Origin of the sequence: Paenarthrobacter sp. RAF54_2 (assembly GCF_052113945.1) — a bacterium.
Lineage (GTDB): Bacteria > Actinomycetota > Actinomycetes > Actinomycetales > Micrococcaceae > Arthrobacter.
Genome location: NZ_JBFRDV010000006.1, coordinates 56,427 through 71,503, shown reverse-complemented (window position 1 = coordinate 71,503; position 15,077 = coordinate 56,427). Strand labels below are relative to the sequence as shown.

Below are 15,077 nucleotides of genomic sequence, written 5' to 3'. Positions count from 1 at the left end.
ATGCCTTACGGCAAGTTCAGATCCTGAGGACTACTTGGCCGCGATATCGAAGTAGCGGATGCCGCCGTTCCAACCGGTTTCAGCTGAGACAACGTTGTTGCTCCACACGATCGGAGTTGCCCTGTACCAAAGGGGCAGGCCTGGGAGATCCTGGAACAGGATTTCCTGCGCCTTGTTGAACTTGGCGTTTGCGTCTTCAGGGGTCTTGGCAGCAAGGCCTTCCTTGAGGAGCTTGTCGAACTCAGGGTTCGAGTACTTCTCGTAGTTCGACGATGCGTTGGTGGCCCAAACCGGTCCGAGGAAGTTGTAGAGCGACGGGTAGTCGCCCTGCCAGCCAGCACGCGTCAGGCCCGGGAGGGACTGGGACTTGCGCAGGTCCAGTACTTCAGCGAACTTGGCGAACGGCTGGATTTCAGCGTTGATGCCGAGGTTGTTCTTGAAACCGTTTGCGACGGCGTCGATCCATTCCTTGTTGCCACCATCGGTGTTGGAAGCGATCTGCAGCGGCTTTGAACCGTCATACGGCTTGATCTTTTCAGCCTGCGCCCAAAGATCCTTGGCCTTCTGAACGTCGAACTTCAGGACGTCATTGCCCGGGATGTGGTCGTTGTAACCATCCAGAACGGGAGCCGTGAATTCGGTGGCCGGGGTACGCGTGCCGTTGTAGATGACCTTGGTGATTTCTTCGCGGTTGATCGCGTGGGACAAGGCCTGGCGGCGCAACTTGCCGGCTTCACCCTGGAAGTTCGGGTTGTAGCCCGGGATGTTCAGGGTGGAGTTATTGGCGTTCGGCCGAGTTGAGTTCCGGTCCGGGAAGTCCGTCGTGTAGGTCTTCAGGGCATTCGACGGGACTACGTCCGTGACGTCGAGGTTGTCAGCCTGGAGATCCGTGTATGCGGGGCCCGGATCGGTGTAGAACTTGAAGGTTACGCCACCATTCTTGGCAGCACGCGGACCACTGTAATCAGGATTCTTGACGAGGGAGATCGACTGGTCATGTACCCAAGCGCCTTCCTTCGCGAACTTGTACGGGCCGTTGCCGATCGGGTTTTCACCAAACTTCTTCGGGTCCTTCAGGGCCTCTGAAGGAAGCGGGTAGAAGGCGGAGTAGCCCAGGCGCAGCGACCAGTCAGCCTCAGGCTGGGCCAGCTTCACCGTGATGGTCTGATCGTCCTTGGCTGCCAGACCGGACATTGTCTGCGCGGTGGGGGCCGGAGTGGAGGTCTTCTTGCCATCAGCGCCCGTGGTTTGGTTGACGGCGCTGACATCGGCGTAACCCTCGATGGATTCGAAGAAGAAGCCGTTGTTCTGGAGGTTGGTGCTCAACGCCGCGAAGTTCCAGGAATCAACGAACGTCTTGGCTGTAATGGCCTCACCATTGGTGAACTTGGCACCCGACTTAACCTTGATGGTCCAGTTCTGCGAATCCGTGGTCTCGATCGACTCCGCCAGAGCGTTGACCGGCTTTCCGTTGGAGTCGTAGGCACGAAGGCCCTCGAAAAGGAGCTCGACGACGCGGCCACCGTACACCTCATTGGTGTTGGCGGGGAGCAGCGGGTTCTGTGGTTCGTTGCTGTATGCGGAAATGACCTTGTTGGGGTCGCTTGCGGCAGAGCTGTTCGTGTTGCTGCCGGAGCCGCCGCCGCAACCGGTCACTGCGAGGGCGATTATCGCCGCTACGCCTAGAGCTTTGGAAGTGCGCGAGAAACGCATTCCGCCTCCTATGAGTCGTGGAGTTGATCAGGGGAAATTTGTAATGACCCCCAGGCGCAGACACAGGTTTCCTACTGTGACGTTGCCTACATGTGTGTGTAAGCCTACCCACATTGTGTCCAGATGTTGGGACTCGCTGGCCAAACTGTAACCGTTCCGCAACCTCCAGATGCCTAAACTGGCGGGAATTTCAAGTCAAAAGCTACTGGGTGGTAATATTCGCTGTCTGACAGCAGGACAAGCCTGTTTTTGGGCAAAAAAAGAACCCCGGTTGAGGCTGAAGGCTCCAGCCGAACCGGGGTTCTTGGGCGAGTCGAGCGTCTAGTGCAAACCCGCCGACTGTTCAGGCTGCAGTACGCGGGCCAGGCATTGCGAACGAGGAGGAACTCCACGGGTCACCGCATTTAGAATTCGATCCGGCTGACCAGGTCCAAACACTTTCCGCAACCAGCGGTAGAGCCAGCATTGTTCCCTACCCGATCAGGTAGACCATGCCGCGGCCCGCGTCCGCGAGATTGGTGACGAAAACCCGCGCCCGTCGAAGATAGCCAACGGCATACTGGACGTCAGAGGCCCTATCGATGTGCGGCGAAACCGGCAGCCGCAGACTTAACTCAGCCTCAGAGATAATGTTCAAGTCCTGAGCAATAGCCACCACATCGGACGGAGTCAGTGCCTGCACCCACGGCTCCCAACCGTCGTCATGCATAGTCACACTTCCTTCAAACATACGAAACGCAGGTCTCGCCACCACTACAGACCCCAAAGGGGCAGTGAAGGCCTGCAGTTGCCGCCACGCTTTGTCCAGGTAGAGCATGTCGCGCTCAGGCACCGATTGCTCGAAGGTGGTACTACTGACCCCAGCCCCCGGTTCAAGACCCCAAGCATCAGCTAACGGATCCCCCGACACAACACTGTACGGGTCGGACAGCACCTGGTCAGTGATGGCGCCGTCGAAGGCATATGCGTAGTATCTGATTCCCATTCTCCAAGTATCGCCAGGGCGCCGCCTGCAGCGAGGAGGCCCGTGGCGTTATGTGGACAACTCATGAAATAGCCATGTTATCGGCGGGTTGAAGTGGATCGGGCACAATGGGTAGCCCGCTTGGCTGCCCTAAACGTTGAAGCGGAACTCCACCACATCGCCGTCGGCCATGACGTACTCTTTGCCTTCGATGCGGACCTTGCCGCGGGACTTTGCCTCAGCCATGGAACCGGCGTCGATGAGGTCCTCGAAGGAGACAACCTCAGCCTTGATGAAGCCGCGCTGGAAGTCGGAGTGGATCACGCCGGCGGCCTGGGGTGCGGTGTCGCCCTGGCGAATGGTCCAGGCGCGGGTTTCCTTGGGGCCAGCCGTGAGGTACGTCTGCAGGCCGAGGGTGTGGAAACCAACGCGTGCCAACTGGTCAAGGCCGGATTCGCTCTGGCCGTTCATTTCCAGCATTTCGCGGGCTTCTTCCTCGTCCAGTTCAACGAGGTCGGATTCGAGTTTGGCGTCGAGGAATACGGCATCTGCGGGAGCGACGAGGGCACGCAACTCGTCCTGCTTTTCCTGGTCACCGAGAATGCCTTCATCGGCGTTGAAGACGTAGATAAAGGGCTTTGCCGTGAGCAGTCCGAGCTCCTTGAGGTGCCCCATCTCCAACTTGTCGCTCTTGATCGAAGAGAAGATGGTGTCGCCGCGTTCCAGCACAGCCTGTGCAGCCTTAATGGCAGCGAGTTCCGCAGCATCGCGCTTCTTGATCTTGACTTCTTTTTCGATACGCGGGATCGCGTTTTCGATGGTCTGGAGGTCTGCCAGGATCAGCTCGGTGTTGATGGTCTCCATGTCGGAGCGCGGATCAACCTTGCCGTCGACGTGGATGACATCAGGATCGTCAAAGACCCGAACAACCTGAGCGATCGCCTCTGCCTCGCGGATGTTGGCCAGAAACTTGTTGCCCAGGCCTTCGCCCTCGGAGGCACCCTTGACGATGCCGGCGATGTCCACAAAGGACACAGGAGCGGGAAGCAACTTCTGGGAACCGAAGATCTCCGCCAGCTTGGCCAGACGGGGATCCGGCAGGTTAACGACACCGACGTTCGGTTCGATCGTTGCGAACGGATAGTTCGCAGCAAGCACCTGGTTGCGGGTCAGTGCGTTGAAAAGAGTTGATTTGCCGACGTTGGGCAGTCCGACGATGCCAATAGTAAGAGCCACGAGCATTTATTCTACCCGTTGCCGCGATGACCCTGCTTGTTCGCTCCTGAAGCCAACGCCGGCGACTGCCCTGCGCTAAAACTGTCGGACCCCTGTGACAGGGTTGCCACATGGATGGATTTGGATTTGTTTTGGCATTGCTCATGCTGCTGATCGGAGCGGCGGTGGGACTCGGCAGTGCATATGTGGTCTTTCGACGCCGGACGGCCGGGTTGGAGGAGGACTTCGACGCCGTTTCGTCGCGCCTTTCGGAGGTAACTGCCCAGCTCGCAGCAGCCGACGCCGAACGCCGGCTTCTGTTCGTACAGAACCGGGAGCTGAGTGAATCAAGGACCTCAGACGGCAGCGTGCTGCGGGCCTTGGGACCCGTGGCCGAGAAGCTCACGGCGGTACAGCAGCAGGTCTCGCTCCTGGAACGCGACCGGGTGGAGCAATATGGTCAGCTGGCACAGCAACTTCAGGACGCCAGGCTCTCCGACGAACAGCTTCTGCGTTCCACACATGCCCTTGCTTCGGCACTACGTTCCAACAGCGCCCGTGGTCAATGGGGCGAAGTTCAGTTGCGCAGGGTTGTCGAGGCCTCCGGGATGCTCCGCCACGTGGACTTCCACGAGCAAGTGCACTCCGGCCGCAGCGAGAACACGCTGCGTCCGGACCTTGTGGTGCAATTGCCGGGCGGCAAGCAACTAGTTGTGGATGCCAAGGTCCCGTTGGCCTCCTATCTGGCGGCGCAGGAACAGGTGCACGGCGAAGGCTCCATGGGTGAATCGGTTGGGCCAACGGCCAACCAGGATTCCAAGACGCTCCTGGCACAGCACGCCAAGGCACTCAAAGCCCACATCGATGCCCTCGCAGCCAAGAAGTACTGGGACATTCCGGGCAACTCCCCGGAGCTCGTCATCTGTTTCCTCCCCGCGGAGTCGATTTTGGCTTCAGCCCTTGAAGCCGATACCGCTTTGTTGGAGTACGCCCTTTCCCGGAACGTCGTCCTGGCCTCTCCGGGAACACTGCTGGCGGTCCTCAAGTCCGTCGCCTTCACGTGGCGGCAGGATGTCCTGACCGACAGCGCGCACGAACTCTTCGAACTGGCCAAGCAGCTCTATGAACGCATGGGCACGCTCGGCGAGAACGTCGGAAAGCTCGGAAGTTCGCTGAAGACGTCCGTGGACCGCTATAACGCGATGGTCGGCACACTGGAAGCACGGGTACTCCCCACAGCGCGCAAACTCAACACCATGGACGACGCCGGACTGGCCACACCCATGTCCGTGGAGGCAGTCCCCCGGGCCTTGGCTGCACCCGAGCTGCTCGCCCTGGACTCCCAGGATTCAGCAGCCCAAGAGGAGTCTGCAGCTTAAGAAGACAGGCCCGCTGCGCAGCTTCCCAAACGGGTGGCTGCCGCAGCGGGCCGGTTAAATAACACTCAGGATAGGTACACCTAGGACGAAGGACGGTTCCCGCGGCCGCCAAGGGCCCGGCTCACGTCGCCAGCCTCCTTCAGGGTGGCCCGCAGCTCCTTCGGCAAAGAGAAGAGAAGGTCTTCCTCGGCCGTGACTACTTCCTGGACTTCGCCATAGCCGTAGTCCGCCAAAAGCCGGAGGACGTCCTGAACGAGCACTTCGGGGACGGAAGCTCCGGAGGTCACGCCCACCGTGGCGACGCCCTCGAACCAGCTTTCATCCACCTCGTTCGCGAAATCCACGCGGTATGAGGTCCGCGCCCCGTACTCAAGTGCCACTTCAACGAGGCGCACTGAATTGGACGAGTTCGCCGAACCCACCACAATGACCAGATCAGCCTGCGGAGCGATCTTCTTGATGGCCACTTGGCGGTTGGTTGTGGCATAGCAGATATCGTCGCTGGGCGGATCCTGCAACGTGGGGAACCGGTCCTTGAGCAGGCGGACGGTCTCCATGGTCTCGTCCACACTCAGGGTGGTCTGCGAGAGCCAGATGGTCTTCTCGGGATTCCGCACGGTGACTTTGTCTACCTCGTGCGGGCCGTTGATGATCTGGATGTGCTCAGGGGCCTCGCCGGCTGTTCCTTCGACTTCCTCGTGGCCCTCATGGCCGATGAGCAGGATGTCGTAGTCCTCCTTGGCGAAGCGCACAGCTTCACGGTGGACCTTGGTGACAAGGGGGCAGGTAGCGTCAATGGTGCGAAGACCGCGGTCTTCGGCGGACTGGACTACAGCAGGAGACACGCCATGTGCCGAGAAGATCACCAGGGCGCCTTCAGGGACCTCATCCGTTTCTTCGACGAAAATGGCGCCTTGCTCCTCGAGGGAGCTGACGACGTGCACGTTGTGGACGATCTGCTTGCGGACATAAACGGGAGGTCCGTAGTGTTCCAGGGCTTTCTCAACAGCAATGACAGCCCTGTCCACGCCGGCACAATAGCCCCGGGGAGCTGCCAGCAGAACCTTCTTGGGTCCAGTAACCGGCGCCGCCGCCTGAACCTCTTCCGGTGATCGCCGTCTGCGGGGCACCGTGGGCATCGGAATGGAAACTGCTGTGCTGGTCATCCCTCCATGCTACCGGCCCGGCCCCGGCCCGCTGGCAGAAGGTGACGGCCGTCTCGCGGACAGGATCCAGCCGATGACACCCAATGCCAAGACTGCACCGGACACCACAGCAGCGATGACGATCCACTCACCGAAGCCTGTCCGGACCGCCGAAAAGAACTCCTGCTTGAACAGTTCTGCAACACCGTTGCCACTGGAGAGGCTTCCCATGAGTCCGCCCGCCAGATCCACCATCGCGGACCACATCGCCACAAGCACCAAGCCGCCGAGTCCGAGGGCGACCATCACGATGGAGCGGCGACGCGCTGCAGCGAGGGCCAACAGGACCGACACGACGGCACCCAGCGCTGCGAGCCACCAGAGGGGTGCGAAGGCGGCCACGCGCTCAACGAGTTGCTTCTGCGATGGTTCGCCCATGGTCACCAAACTTTCCGCCGGGACCTCGATCTGTAGTCCGCTGGCGGAGGACAAACGGTCGCGGATAAGCCTGATGAGTGGGCCAATGTCCAGGAGCAGGGCTGTATGGGATACCGTCTCCTCCGCCTRCTTCCCGCCTTCGAAGTTCAACCGATGACTGTTCCTGGCCGTTTCTTCCCATGCTTTGGGATATTCAGGCCATGACTGCATTCCGGAAGCAGCTTCCCTGAGGGCATCCGCGGCCACTGATTTGAGTGGTTCCGGAAGATTTACGGAGGACTCGAAGTTCCCCACTGCAGCTGTAGCAAGTCGGCTCTGGAACTCGGGATCCTTGCCCAACGCGCCGGCCAGGTGGACGAAGCCGTCCTCCTTGACCACGTTGACGTCCGCCCAAGCGGCCGGAACTGCGACGGCCGTGAGCATCAAGGCGAGGACCACTGCCACCGCGGAAATGAAACTGCGCAAAAGTCATCCTCGGGGTAAGGGGCCAGTGCCACCATCCTAGGTCTGTCCACAGGATAGAAAAAATGTCGGGCTTCACTGCTAAAGCTATGGATAGAGTTGGAAGGCCGGCCCAGGGACCGATTGGCCGCGACCACGGCCGCACAGCTAGCGAGGATATATACACATGCAGGTAAACGCACGGATAACCCATGGCAGCTGACGCGACCCCGGAATCGACACTGCCAGGTACCGCTGCGGAGACCAGCCCGGATAACCCTTGGCCCCTGCAGTTGCTGTCCAGGAAGCTAAAGGCCCACATCGAGCGCGCTCCCGCGGCGTGGATTGAAGGTCAGGTCATCGAACTCAACCGCCGTGGCGGGAACGCCTTCCTGACACTCCGGGACGTCGATGCTGAGATTTCCCTGCCGGCATCCGTGTGGTCCACGGTCCTCGATCGCCAGAAGATACCCCTGGAGCGTGGTTCCCGGGTGGTCGCCCTGGTCAAGGCCGACTTCTGGGTCAAGACCGGACGCCTGAATATGTCCGTCAAAGACATCCGGCCCGTAGGCCTGGGTGATCTCCTGGCCAGGATCGAGCGGCTGCGTCAGGCCCTTGCCGCGGAAGGCCTGTTCGCCGACTCCCGCAAACGGAAGTTGCCCCTGCTCCCCCACCGGATTGGGCTCATCACAGGACGGGATTCGGATGCCAAAAAGGACGTCCTCCGCAATGCGGCACTCCGCTGGCCAGCCGTTGAGTTCGACGTGCGCGAGGTAGCTGTCCAGGGCAATACGGCCGTTGCACAGATCATTGCCGCGCTCCGTTCGTTGGATGACGATCCACACGTGGACGTGATAGTCCTGGCCAGGGGTGGCGGCGCTTTGGAAGATCTTCTGCCGTTCAGCAATGAGGACTTGATCAGGGCTGTGGCCGCGGCAACAACGCCGGTGGTGAGCGCCATTGGCCACGAAGCTGACCGTCCCATCCTGGACGACGTAGCTGACCTGAGGGCTTCCACACCCACCGACGCCGCTAAACGCATCGTTCCTGATGTCACTGAGGAGCTCGCCATGGTCCGCCAGGCCCGGGACCATCTTCGCCGGAGCATTGGCAGGATGGTGGACAGGGAGACGGACAGGCTCCACGCCTTAAGGTCGCGGCCGGTCCTGGCAACGCCGGACACCATCGTCGCAGCCAGATCGGAGGACATCACCCGTCTTCAGCGGAGGTCGCATGCTGCCGTCAATACAGCCGTGGTCCGCGCGCTTGACCAGGTCCATCACCTGCGTGCCCAAGTGCGCGCGTTGTCTCCACAAAAGACCTTGGACCGGGGCTACGCCGTTGTCCAGATCGTGGGTGAAGACCAAGCTGGACACACAGTGGTCAGTAGCCCGGCGCAGACTCCGGACGGCACGCCGCTAGCCATCCGTGTCGCCGAAGGCCGCTTCAGGGCTGTGTCCACCGGACAAGCACAACTCGTCGAGCGCTGATTTCACGGCAGCTGCACGGCACAAACACTGCACGGCACAAACACTCACCATCGAACGCGAAGGACCACCATGACAGAGAACAATCCCGCAGCACCTTCACCGGATTCCTTGGATTCCCTCAGTTACGAGGAAGCCCGCGAACAACTTGTGGCGGTGGTTAGCCGGTTGGAAGCAGGCGGAGCCAGCCTTGAGGAATCGCTGGCGCTGTGGGAGCGGGGCGAGGCGTTGGCAAAACGTTGCGAGGACTGGCTTGAGGGCGCCCGTAAACGACTGGCAACAGCGAGGGACGCAACCAACGACGGCGGAACTGCCGCCAGCACAGACTAGACGGCCCAGACTAGACGACACAGACAAGCCGCCCCGGGACGAACCGGCACAGACCAGCCGCTCCGGGCGACCAGCTCACCCGACGAAAACGACAGCTCCGCCGTTCAGGATTCCTCCACAAGCGCACGTTCAGTAGCGACGTCGAAATCCGCCTTCGGCCACTTCAGGGACAAGCCCTCCAAAGCGTCCAAAAGCAGTTGCTGGACTGCGATCCGCGCGTACCACTTCTTGTTTGCCGGAACAACGTGCCAGGGTGCGATGTCCGTGGACGTCTTCTCAAAGGCCGTGTTGTAAGCATCCATGTAGTCATCCCAGAACGCCCGCTCCGCGAGATCACCCCGGTTGTACTTCCAGTGCTTGCTGGGATCATCAAGCCGCGCGAGAAGACGCTTCTTTTGCTCATCCTGGCTGATGTTGAGCATGACCTTGACGATGGTGGTTCCCTGCTGGACCAGCCTGGATTCGAAATCATTGATAGCGGCATAGCGCCGTTCCAATTCCCTGGCGTCCGCCCATGCATGGACTCGGTGGATCAGGACGTCCTCGTAGTGGGAGCGGTCGAAGACTCCCACCATTCCAGCGGCTGGCGCCTCTTTCTCGATGCGCCATAGAAAATCGTGCGACTTTTCCTCGTCAGTGGGTGCTTTGAATGCCGTCAACTGCACGCCCTGTGGATCCATGGCGCCCACGACGTGGCTGACGATCCCGCCCTTGCCGGCCGTGTCCATGGCCTGAAGAATCAGCAGCAGCCGCTTATTGCTGCCGAACTTACCCTCCGCGAAAAGCTTCTCCTGCAGTTCAGCGAGCCTGGCGTCCTGAGCAGCCAGCAAGGACTTGCCGTCGGCCTTTGCGCCGACAAAGCCCGGCGTGGCCTTGGGATCCACGCTGGCCAAGGAAAAACCGGGCCCAACCCTCAGTTCATCGGCTGGACTCTTGGCGAACTCAACTGCGACAGACATGGCTTGCCTTTCTGCATGGACGCGACCGCATGACGCGGCCATGGACCTCAGGCTAGTTCCCCGGGTACCTCGACAGGAAGTCCGCCATGCGGCCAATTGCCTCTTCAATATCCTTGACGTTGGGCAGCGTCACCATCCGGAAGTGGTCCGGCCGCACCCAGTTGAAGGCACGCCCGTGGGAGACCAGGATTTTCTGTTCCTTCAGCAGGTCCAGGACGAATTTCTCATCATCCCGGATGTGGTAAACCTCTGGATCCAGTTTGGGGAAAAGGTAGAGGGCGCCCCTGGCTTGCTGCGTGCTGACACCGGGGATCGCGTTCAGGAGATCGTACGCTTTGTTGCGCTGCTCCAGGAGCCTGCCACCGGGCAGGATGAGATCGTTGATGCTCTGGTAGCCGCCAAGCGCTGTTTGTATGGCGTGCTGTGCCGGGACGTTGGCGCATAAGCGCATATTGGCCAGCAGGTTGATGCCTTCAAGGTAATCGGCAGCGTCCTTCTTCGGACCGGAAATGGCCATCCAGCCAGCGCGGTAGCCGCAAACGCGGTAGGCCTTGGACAGTCCACTGAACGTCAGGCACAGGACGTCGTCCCCAGTCAGTCCGGCAAGGTTTACGTGGACAGCGTCTTCGTAAAGGATTTTCTCGTAGATTTCATCGGCAAAGAGGACCAGGCCGTGCTTTTCGGCCAAAGCAACGATCTGTTTGAGCGTGTCCTCGGGGTAGACGGCGCCCGTGGGGTTGTTCGGATTGATGACCACGATGCCCTTGGTTCGCGGCGTGATCTTGGATTCGAGGTCCTCGAGATCAGGTTGCCACCCCGACTCTTCATCACAGAGGTAGTGCACGGGGCGACCCCCAGCCAGTGCAACGGAAGCCGTCCACAGGGGGTAGTCCGGCGTGGGAATCAGGACCTCGTCGCCATCTTCAAGGAGGGCCATGAGGGACATGGTGATGAGCTCGCTGACCCCGTTGCCGAGGTAGATGTCATCAACGTGGATGTTCTGGATTCCGCGGGTTTGGTAATACTGGGATACCGCCGTCCGGGCTGAGAAAATGCCGCGGGAATCGCTGTAGCCCTGGGCATTGGGCAGGTGGCGGATCATGTCCACCAAAATGGCGTCAGGCGCTTCAAAGCCAAAGGGAGCCGGGTTTCCGATGTTCAGTTTGAGGATCCGGTGACCCTCCGCCTCCATTTGCTGGGCGGCCTGAAGAATCGGTCCACGGATGTCGTAAAGGACATTATGAAGCTTGGTGGACTGCTTGAAATTCGCCATTCCTCAAATATGCCACACCGGGGATGGACTCCAGTTGAGACTTAACTCACAGATACGACGACGGCGGTGACAGCCCCGCACGGGTCCGTCACCGCCGTCGTACGCGCTTTGCGTCAAGGGCTACTTAACGATGCCCTTGTCTTTCAGCCACGCAGCTGCGGCGTCCTTGGGGCTCTGCTTTTGGTCGCCGCTGACTGCGCGGTTCAGGTCCACGAGATCATCGGTGGTCAGGATCTTGGACACGTTGTTGAGTGCGTCCTTGGCCTTGTCCGTCATTTTGGCCTTGTTGTAGAGCGGCAATACTTGCTGGGCCTTGAAGTTGTTTTTGGGATCTTCCAGGACCACGAGGTCGTTGTCGGCGATCGAGGGTGTGGTGGTGTAGATGTCAGCCACCTGGACCTTATCCTCCAACAACGCCTGGAGCGTCAGGTTACCGCCGCCGTCGTTGAATGGCTGCAGGCCCTTGAGCTCGCAGTTGTAATTCTTCTTCAACCCCGGGAATCCGTACGAGCGGGTCTCGAACGTGGCCGGGGCAGCCATGGTGAAGTCCTTGCACACCTTGGCCAGGTCCTCGATGGACTTCAACTGATACTTCTCGGCTGTGGCCTTGGTTACCACCATGGCGTCCTTGTCCTCTGCCTTGGAAGCGTCCAGTACCGCCAAACCGTCCGGAAGCTTGCCAGGGAGCGCCTTGAAGACGTCCTCAGCCGAGACCTCCGTGGCCTCTGGATCAACGAAGGAGAGCAGGTTGCCGGAGTAGTCCGGGACCAGGTCCACGGACCCATCCTGGACAGCCTTGAAGTAGATCTCGCGCGAGCCGATGTTCGGCTTGGTAGTGGCCGTAAGGCCGGCCGCATTCAACGCGCCCGCGTAGATCTCGCCAATCACCTGGCTCTCTGGAAAGTCGGCCGATCCAACAACAAGCGGACCGCTGGATCCGCTGGATCCGCCGGAAGCAGAAGTGGATGGAGTGGCCAAAGGGCTGCCGCCGCACGCGCTCAAGGCGAGGGCCACACCGACGCCGGCCGCGAGGCCGCCGAGTCCACGGCGCGTAAGGGTCATGGGAACGGGATTTTTCATGGTGTACCTCCTTGAACGGCAGCCGCGGCGGGAGCTGGGGCTGTGAGATCGTCGGCCGCCGTATGGCGTCCGCTTGAGTCGAGGGTGAGGCCGGGCGAGAGAACCAGCCTCTGTAAGGCGGCCAGAACGAGGTCCACCGCAATGGCAAGGGCAGCGATCAGGAGCGATCCACCAAGCATCCGCGGAAAGTCCTGCAGGACAAGCCCATCGAATAAATACCGTCCCAGGCCACCCAGCGGTAAGTAGGCGACTACCGAAACTGTGGCAATCACTTGCAGAACAGCCGTCCGAATGCCACCGAACATCACTTGGAGGCCGTTGGGCAGCTCAACGCGGAACAGGATCTGAAGCTCAGTCATGCCCATGGCCCGGGCGCCGTCCACCACTGCGGCATCCACGCTGGAGATACCCGCGTACGTCCCGGCAAGCAACGGTGGAACCGTGAGGATGACCAGCGCCCACACGGGCGGCATCAAACCGCTGCCCGCCAACAAGGCAAAGAGGACCAATAGACCCAGGGTGGGCAGGGCGCGCAGGGCACCGGCGAGGGCCACCGCAATCACCCTGCCTCGTCCTGTGTGGCCAATGTAGAGTCCCACAGGCACTGCAATAGCCGCAGCAATGAGGAGCACCAGCCCGCTGTACTGCAGGTGCTCGGCCAGCCGGGTGGGAATGCCGCCGCTCCCCATCCAGTGAATGGGGTTCGTCAGCCAGCCGATGGTGTCCGTAAAAACGTTGCTCATGCCGATGCACCCGGGTCCGGCCGCACTGGGGCATGGGGCAAGGACGGTCCGGCCTTCGGCTCAGTGAGCAAAGCCGTGCCGTTCCTGCGGTCGGTCCGTCCGCCAGCTGCCGCACGTGTCCACGGAGTCAGGAGGCGCTCCAGCACCACCAGGACTGCATCCATGATCAAGGCAAGGACAAGTATGGCGATGATGCCAACCACAACTTCGGTAACGAAGGTCCTCTGCAAGCCATCGGTAAACAGGATTCCAAGATTGCCGACTCCCAGCAGGGCCGCAACGCTGACCAGCGAGATGTTACTGACCGAGACCACGCGGAGCCCGGCAAAAAGAACCGGCAGGGACAGCGGGAGGTCCACCTGGAAGAACCGGGCCGAGGGCTTGAATCCCATGGCTACGGCAGCATTTCGGAGATCGTCGTCAACAGAGTCAAACGCATCCATGGCAGCACGAACCAGCAAGGCCACCGCATAGATCGTCAATGCGACCACGACGTTGAGGGGATCGAGGATGCGTGTGCCCAGGATGGTGGGCAGGATGATGAAGAGCGCCAGGGACGGGATGGTGTACAGCAAGGACGTAGCCGTAGCCACTACAGACCTCGAGGTGCTGTTGCGCCGGGCAAGCTGCGCCAAGGGAATTGAGATCAGCAGCCCAAGAAGCATCGGAACGAGCGCGAGCACAAGGTGCTGGCCGGCCAAGCCGAACACCATGCCAATGTTCGCCAGGAACCACTCCATCAGGTGGCGTCCTCCCTGTGGCGGCGCACTTCCTCGATCAGGGCAAGGACTTCCGGCGCCTTCAAGACTCCGGCCACCCTGCCGTCGTCGTCCACTGCAACGCCCAATCCCGACGGCGAAGACAACGCCGCATCCAGTGCCCGGCGCAAGGTGTCTCCCTTATGGAAGAGCGAACCACCGGGGATCAGTCCGGCACCGTCCCGGGGTGAGGACCATCCGAGGGGATGTGATTCGTCGTCCACCACCAGCGCCCACTCCCCCGTCTGACGTCCGGCGTTTTGACCCTCGGTTGGTCCCACCATGGTTACAGAGTGGAGCTTCACGGAGTCTGCGACGTCGAAGGCCAGGTGGCGGAAACCACGGTCCCTGCCCACGAACGAGGCCACGAAATCGTTGGCCGGTGCCCGGAGGATCTCTTCCGGGGCGGCATATTGGGCAAGCTTGCCGCCAACGGCAAAGACTGCCACCTTGTCGCCGAGCACCGTGGCCTCGTCAATGTCATGCGTGACAAACACGATGGTCTTAGCCAACTCGCGCTGCAGGCGCAGCAGTTCCTGTTGGAGTTCATCCCGAACCACAGGGTCCACGGCACTGAAGGGCTCATCCATCAGAAGCACCGGTGGATCGGCTGCGAGCGCGCGTGCCACTCCGACGCGCTGCTGTTGACCGCCGGACAGTTGCGAGGGATACCGCTTGCCGAGCACCGATGCCAGCCCAACGACGTCGAGAAGTTCTGCAGCACGTTTGCGCGCATCCGCTTTGGAGACGCCGTTGAGCCGCGGAACCGTGGCAATGTTATCCAGAACGGACCGGTGCGGGAGGAGCCCGGAGGACTGCATGACATAGCCCATGGAGCGGCGAAGCTGCGCGGCCGGCACTGTGGAGACATCCTTGCCTGCCACCGTGATGGTGCCCGAGCTCGGCTCCACCATGCGGTTGATCATGCGCAGGGAAGTCGTCTTGCCACAGCCCGAGGGACCGACGAGGACGGTAATGGCTCCCTTGTCGATGGACATGGTCAGGTTGTCGACGGCCGGCTGGCCGCCTTGGTATTGCTTGGTCACGCTCTGGAACTCAATCATGGCTTCAGCCATACCCGGGCCTATCTTCGGCGGACGATCTTCACCCAGCGTAGCCAGCACCACCGACGATGTCAGCGACGCCACGTAT

At 60.9% G+C, this 15,077-nt stretch carries 14 protein-coding genes; 3 read left to right on the top strand and 11 right to left on the bottom strand.

Annotated features, from left to right (window positions below):
* Positions 1 to 30: 30 nt before the first annotated feature.
* From AB4Y87_RS06905 to ychF, 3 genes are all read right to left on the bottom strand, one after another.
* Positions 31 to 1,713 carry a peptide ABC transporter substrate-binding protein gene (locus tag AB4Y87_RS06905; protein WP_431115836.1) on the bottom strand — a complete coding sequence of 561 codons (1,683 nt, stop codon included), beginning with the start codon at positions 1,711 to 1,713 and terminating at the stop codon, positions 31 to 33.
* Positions 1,714 to 2,185: 472 nt separating this feature from the next.
* Positions 2,186 to 2,698: a hypothetical protein gene (locus tag AB4Y87_RS06900; RefSeq protein WP_442003677.1), complete on the bottom strand. Its 513-nt coding sequence runs from the start codon at positions 2,696 to 2,698 to the stop codon at positions 2,186 to 2,188.
* 129 nt (positions 2,699 to 2,827) lie between these two features.
* A complete protein-coding gene (ychF, locus tag AB4Y87_RS06895; RefSeq protein WP_442003676.1) occupies positions 2,828 to 3,913 on the bottom strand; it encodes a redox-regulated ATPase YchF in 1,086 nt (361 codons plus the stop codon).
* 110 nt (positions 3,914 to 4,023) lie between these two features.
* On the opposite strand from ychF, the gene AB4Y87_RS06890 reads away from it, so the two are divergent.
* Complete coding sequence (locus AB4Y87_RS06890) at positions 4,024 to 5,271, top strand: DNA recombination protein RmuC (RefSeq protein ID WP_442003675.1); 1,248 nt, start codon at positions 4,024 to 4,026, stop codon at positions 5,269 to 5,271.
* A gap of 80 nt (positions 5,272 to 5,351) precedes the next feature.
* On the opposite strand, the gene AB4Y87_RS06885 is transcribed toward AB4Y87_RS06890, so the two are convergent.
* Both AB4Y87_RS06885 and AB4Y87_RS06880 read right to left on the bottom strand, forming a co-directional pair.
* Positions 5,352 to 6,437 carry a 4-hydroxy-3-methylbut-2-enyl diphosphate reductase gene (locus tag AB4Y87_RS06885; RefSeq protein ID WP_442003674.1) on the bottom strand — a complete coding sequence of 362 codons (1,086 nt, stop codon included), beginning with the start codon at positions 6,435 to 6,437 and terminating at the stop codon, positions 5,352 to 5,354.
* Positions 6,438 to 6,446: 9 nt separating this feature from the next.
* Positions 6,447 to 7,319: a hypothetical protein gene (locus tag AB4Y87_RS06880; RefSeq protein ID WP_442003673.1), complete on the bottom strand. Its 873-nt coding sequence runs from the start codon at positions 7,317 to 7,319 to the stop codon at positions 6,447 to 6,449.
* A gap of 188 nt (positions 7,320 to 7,507) precedes the next feature.
* Here AB4Y87_RS06880 and xseA point away from each other — a divergent pair, with 188 nt between their 5' ends.
* Together xseA and AB4Y87_RS06870 are read left to right on the top strand one after the other, a co-directional pair.
* Entirely contained in the window at positions 7,508 to 8,785 is a 1,278-nt protein-coding gene (gene xseA / locus AB4Y87_RS06875) for an exodeoxyribonuclease VII large subunit (RefSeq protein ID WP_442003672.1), read from the top strand.
* Positions 8,786 to 8,854: 69 nt separating this feature from the next.
* The gene (locus tag AB4Y87_RS06870; RefSeq protein ID WP_442003671.1) at positions 8,855 to 9,112 is read left to right on the top strand and encodes an exodeoxyribonuclease VII small subunit; all 258 of its coding nucleotides are present in this window, start codon (positions 8,855 to 8,857) and stop codon (positions 9,110 to 9,112) included.
* A gap of 104 nt (positions 9,113 to 9,216) precedes the next feature.
* Here AB4Y87_RS06870 and AB4Y87_RS06865 read toward each other — a convergent pair whose 3' ends face one another.
* The 6 genes from AB4Y87_RS06865 to AB4Y87_RS06840 form a co-directional block, all read right to left on the bottom strand.
* Positions 9,217 to 10,071: a polyphosphate kinase 2 family protein gene (locus tag AB4Y87_RS06865; RefSeq protein WP_442003670.1), complete on the bottom strand. Its 855-nt coding sequence runs from the start codon at positions 10,069 to 10,071 to the stop codon at positions 9,217 to 9,219.
* Positions 10,072 to 10,123: 52 nt separating this feature from the next.
* Positions 10,124 to 11,344: a pyridoxal phosphate-dependent aminotransferase gene (locus AB4Y87_RS06860; protein ID WP_442003669.1), complete on the bottom strand. Its 1,221-nt coding sequence runs from the start codon at positions 11,342 to 11,344 to the stop codon at positions 10,124 to 10,126.
* A gap of 120 nt (positions 11,345 to 11,464) precedes the next feature.
* On the bottom strand, positions 11,465 to 12,424 hold the full coding sequence (locus AB4Y87_RS06855) for an ABC transporter substrate-binding protein (protein WP_442003668.1): 960 nt from the start codon (positions 12,422 to 12,424) through the stop codon (positions 11,465 to 11,467).
* Positions 12,421 to 13,167, bottom strand: a complete 747-nt coding sequence (locus AB4Y87_RS06850; RefSeq protein WP_442003667.1) for an ABC transporter permease — start codon at positions 13,165 to 13,167, stop codon at positions 12,421 to 12,423. Before AB4Y87_RS06850 ends, AB4Y87_RS06855 begins: the two co-directional genes overlap by 4 nt.
* Positions 13,164 to 13,907 carry an ABC transporter permease gene (locus AB4Y87_RS06845; RefSeq protein ID WP_442003666.1) on the bottom strand — a complete coding sequence of 248 codons (744 nt, stop codon included), beginning with the start codon at positions 13,905 to 13,907 and terminating at the stop codon, positions 13,164 to 13,166. The genes AB4Y87_RS06850 and AB4Y87_RS06845 overlap by 4 nt, the downstream gene beginning before the upstream one ends.
* The gene (locus AB4Y87_RS06840) at positions 13,907 to 15,001 is read right to left on the bottom strand and encodes an ABC transporter ATP-binding protein (protein ID WP_442003972.1); all 1,095 of its coding nucleotides are present in this window, start codon (positions 14,999 to 15,001) and stop codon (positions 13,907 to 13,909) included. The genes AB4Y87_RS06845 and AB4Y87_RS06840 overlap by 1 nt, the downstream gene beginning before the upstream one ends.
* Between the last annotated feature and the right edge of the window lie 76 nt (positions 15,002 to 15,077).